Raw genomic sequence first — 4,294 nt, forward strand, 5'->3', positions numbered from 1 at the left:
GCTCGGCGGCGCACCGGTCCAGCTGTCGGGCAGGAAATCGACGAACACCCGTTCGCCCGCTGACATCGTGTTGATGGTCACCTGCCGCGCCAGCGACAGCCGGATCGCCATGCCGTCGGGATCGGCGCGCACCGACGATACGTAGTCCGGCACGGCGTCGGACAATTGCTCGACGGGAACATCGACCGGCTGCTCGAACCGGATCACGACGATCGAGCCCGCGGTGGTCACTTCCGAGGCGACGTCGCGGGTGAATTTGAACACCATGCGCGCGTAGCCGCCGGCAGCCGAAAACGTCGCCTCGCCCTTGACCGGGTCAGCCTGTCCGAACGCCGGAGCGGCCAGGCCGAGCAGCACGAGGCCGATCGCGAGCTTCGACCATCCGCCCGCGCAAACCCGCGACGTCCGCGCCAAGGCGCAGACCTGCAACCAAAACCCAATGGCTCGCCTGCGCGCCATCCAAGATGTCTTCCGGTTCGACGATCCGCCTGCAGAGCGGAGCGCCCGCGCCCGCCATCGCAGTGAATCTAGAAGTGGCGGTTTAAGGTCCTGTTAAATATGCCGCCGGTCAGTCGGACTTTTGCGTCAGCACCTTGCCCTCGATCTTGGGCAGTTCGGCGTCCGGCGCGGACTTGTCGCCGCTGGCGCGATGGGCCATCTCGACCGTCAACCGCTCGGCGGATTCCGGCGCCATCAGGCCGAGAATGTCCGACATCTTGCGCGGCGCGATCTGGGAAGCGATCTCGATCAGCACCGGCATCTCCAGGCGGTCGAACACCCTCGCGGCGTCCTTGGGCTTCATGCTCTCATACATGGTGACGAGGCCCTTGAAGCGCGCGTTCTCGGCTTCGGTCTTCTGGTCGTTGGCCGCGGCCGAACGGGCCTCGACCGCCTTCATCTCCTCGACCTTCGACTCGATCCGCTGCTCGGCGGCCTTCAGCAGGCTCTCGCGAATGTCGATCTCGCGCGCCCGCGTGTCGAGCTCCTGGCGCCGCGACTGCAGCCGCTCGAGGATCGCCCGCTCCGACGGCGACACCGGCTGCTGGTTGTCCTCGGGATGCAGAACGACGCCGTCTGGCTTGCTCTCCGGCGCGGCCGGTTTCGGCGCCCCGTCCTTGGCCGGCTGTTTCTTGTCATCAACCGAGCCGGTGATGTCGGCAGGCTCCGCTCTCGGGCCGCCCGGGAAATTCAGATTGTCCTGCGCCCAGGACTTTTGGGTCGACTGCGGGTCGTAGTCGAACACGTAGCCGCCATCGAGCACGAGGCCCGCGATCTTCAGGATCAACAGGCAGACGATCGCGACCAGTACGACCGGGATAACGCGTATGTTACGGAACGCTTTCATGCCGCGAGGCCGCCCGCCCTTCTGCGCTCGGAGAAGGCCTGGGCTGCCGCCGCCACCGCCTTCGCCGCCGAAATCCGTTCCGGCGAACCCGTGAGGTGCGCCGCTGCGAGGCTCGGTGATACCAGGCCTGGTGATAGATCGCTGGCCTGCGGCGCGAATTGGGCCGGCTCGGCTTCAGCGGAAGCCTGCGGCCGCGCCGCGATCGCGATCTTGGTCAGCCGGCGGACCACATTGTCGCCTTCGGCGAGCTGCCGCTTCAGATAGTCCGACATCTCGGTCGCCGAAGCGAGCTGGTTGCCGAGATTTTCGTTGACGTCGCGCACGGCGAGCTTGAGCCCGCCGATCGCGCGCTCGGCGATCTCGGTCGCGGTGATTAGTTCGGCGATCACGGCTTTCAGCGAATGCTCGTCCGCCTTCAGCCGCTTCAGGCGGGAGTTCAGCACCATGCAGTAGGCGATGGTCAGCACCAGCAAGACCGCCACCAGGCTTTCGATCACCAGACCTAACGCGTGGTTCATTGGGCTTCCATCCTCTTGTTCTGCTCATCGGCCTTTTCGAACATCGCGAACGTGGTCTTCGGCTTGCGCAACGGCTTGGTGACGCGGATCGCGACGCGGTCGCCGACCCGCCCCATCCGCCCCTCGGTCAAGGTCACGCTGCCGCAGCGTACCGAGACCAGCGCGTCGGCGCGGACGTCGAGCGGCAGCGTGTCGCCGACCTTCAGCAGCATCAATTGCTTGAGCGGGATCTCGGATTCGTACAGCACGGCATCCACGGAGATCTCGGCCTGGGCGACCTCGGTGGCGAAATGGCCTTCCCAGATCTCGTCACGGCCGAATTTTTCGCCCATGAACATCTGCAACAGGACGTTGCGGATCGGTTCGATGGTCGCATAGGGCAGCAGCAATTCGATGTTGCCGCCGCGATCTTCCATGTCGATGCGCAAGCGGACCAGGATGGCGGCGTTGGCCGGGCGGCTGATCGCGGCAAAGCGCGGATTGGTCTCCAGCCGGTCGATCGTGAACGTGACCGGCGACAGCGGCCGGAACGCCTGTTCCGCGTCCGCCAGCACGACTTCGATCAGGCGCTTGACGAGATTGGTCTCGATCGTGGTGTAGGGCCGGCCCTCGATGCGCAGCGCGCTGGTGCCGCGGCGGCCGCCGAGCAGCACGTCGATCATCGAATAGATCAGGTTGGAATCGACGGTCGCAAGACCGAAATTCTCCCATTCCTGGGCCTTGAACACGCACAGCACCGCCGGCAGCGGGATCGAGTTCATGTAGTCGCTGAAGCGCACCGAGGTGATGCGATCGAGCGAAACTTCGACGTTGTCGCTGGTGAAATTGCGCAGGCTCGTCGTCATCAGCCGCACCAGGCGGTCGAAGACGATTTCGAGCATCGGCAGACGCTCGTAGGAGACCATCGCCGAATCGATGATGGCGCGAATGCCGGAATGGTCGTCGAGATTGACCTCGCCGGCGGTGAAGCCGAGCAGATTGTCGATTTCCTCCTGCGACAGCACACGTTCGCCGCCGTTCTTGCCGGTGCCGAAGTCGCGTGAGCCGTCTTCCACCATCGCGGCCCATTGCAGGGCCATCGATTCCGTCAGTTCATTGGCGGCAGCCGCTTCCGCCGCTTCCGCCGGATCTTCGGAATCGAGCGCAGCCTCCCATTGGGCTGCGATTGCATCCTGGTCGACCGGATCGTTGCCCGCCATGTTCGTTGAGATCCGTTGTCGCTACTGAACCACGATTTCCTTGAACAGCACCGCGGAGACCTGGCTGGGCGCCACCGCGGCGTTGACCCGGCGGGTCAACTCCTCCTTCAGCCGGAACAGCCCCGCCGAGCCGTTGAGGTCGGTCGGCCGCAGTTCGCGCAGATAGGTCTGGAAGATGTCGCTGACCCGCGGCAGCGACGGCTTGATCGTCTCGACCTGCTTCTCATCCTTGACCTCCAGCACGATCTTGACCTTCAGATATTGCGTGCGATCGCCGGGCGCGCCGACCAGGTTGACCAGCATGTCCGGCACCTCGACGAAGGATGGCGGCTTGACCGGGGGCGCCTCGGCATGCGCCCCACCCTCCTGGTGACGGTGGAAGAACAGGAAATAGGTCGCCGCGCCGCCGCCGAGGATGACAAGCGCGGCGACGATCATGATGATCAGCTTGAGCTTGTTCTTGGGCGGGGCGATGACTTCCGCCGCGCCTTCCGCTTCATTCTCGGCCATGACTGCTCGATCCAAACCTTGATGGCAAAATTTCTGGAATGAGCCGGATGCCGCCAGGCAGGCGTGAACGACGCGATACGATGTGCCCCCAGCGCAGACGCGCTCTTACCCCTCGACGCTAAGGTAACAATGGTTAACGGAAGCTTTCTTTTGCGGTTCCGGTAGGAAAAAGTTGCCGGGCAGACCTGGTCAACAACACCTTTCTGCCGACCCTGAAATGCCCGGCAAAACCGCCAAGCTGTTAGGATCACGATCATTTCCCGACTGGCACGGCTTTCGCTGAGAGGCAAGGCGAACCGCGCGGGTTTGGGAGAGCGCGCGCGGGTTCGGAAACGGTCGGCGCGATCAGCCTGGGAGGGCTTGATCCTGCGGACATTGTGAGAAGGGGAGAACCACCGATGGAGAATGCGCTTCTCGTCGGACTGTCGCGGCAGACGGTGTTGGAACGGCAGCTCGATGTCGTCTCCAACAACATCGCGAACGCCAACACCAATGGCTACAAGGCCGACCAGTCGCTGTTCGAGGAATATCTCACTTCGGGCGCGCACGAGGACAATTTCACAGGCAGCGACCGCCGGGTCTCCTACGTCCAGGACCGCGGCACCTATCGCGACTTCACGCAAGGTCCCACCGAGCAGACCAGCAATCCGCTCGATGTGGCGATCGACGGCTCCGGCTTCCTGGCGGTGCAGACGCCGGGCGGCGAACGCTATACCCGCGAC

At 64.2% G+C, this 4,294-nt stretch carries 5 protein-coding genes and 1 pseudogene; 1 reads left to right on the forward strand and 5 read right to left on the reverse strand.

Translation table 11 applies throughout. The features are described 5' to 3' along the window. The 5 genes and pseudogenes from WCB02_RS35290 to fliL all read right to left on the reverse strand — a co-directional run. A pseudogene (locus tag WCB02_RS35290) lies at nucleotides 1-414 on the reverse strand (tetratricopeptide repeat protein); the annotation flags it as partial. A 154-nt stretch (nucleotides 415-568) separates the two neighbouring features. Continuing rightward, a complete protein-coding gene (locus WCB02_RS35295; protein WP_423966004.1) occupies nucleotides 569-1,345 on the reverse strand; it encodes a MotE family protein in 777 nt (258 codons plus the stop codon). Further along, nucleotides 1,342-1,863: a DUF6468 domain-containing protein gene (locus WCB02_RS35300; RefSeq protein ID WP_423966006.1), complete on the reverse strand. Its 522-nt coding sequence runs from the start codon at nucleotides 1,861-1,863 to the stop codon at nucleotides 1,342-1,344. The genes WCB02_RS35295 and WCB02_RS35300 overlap by 4 nt, the downstream gene beginning before the upstream one ends. Further along, nucleotides 1,860-3,062: a flagellar motor switch protein FliM gene (gene fliM / locus WCB02_RS35305; RefSeq protein ID WP_423966009.1), complete on the reverse strand. Its 1,203-nt coding sequence runs from the start codon at nucleotides 3,060-3,062 to the stop codon at nucleotides 1,860-1,862. Before fliM ends, WCB02_RS35300 begins: the two co-directional genes overlap by 4 nt. 21 nt (nucleotides 3,063-3,083) lie before the next feature. Beyond that, a complete protein-coding gene (fliL, locus tag WCB02_RS35310; RefSeq protein ID WP_423966011.1) occupies nucleotides 3,084-3,572 on the reverse strand; it encodes a flagellar basal body-associated protein FliL in 489 nt (162 codons plus the stop codon). Between the two features lie 398 nt (nucleotides 3,573-3,970). Between fliL and WCB02_RS35315 the strand changes: the two genes are divergently transcribed. Further along, on the forward strand, nucleotides 3,971-4,294 hold a 324-nt coding region (locus WCB02_RS35315), incomplete at its 3' end, for a flagellar hook-basal body complex protein (protein WP_423966013.1).

The organism is Bradyrhizobium sp. (assembly GCF_049581145.1).
In the GTDB taxonomy this organism is placed as follows: Bacteria; Pseudomonadota; Alphaproteobacteria; order Rhizobiales; family Xanthobacteraceae; genus Bradyrhizobium.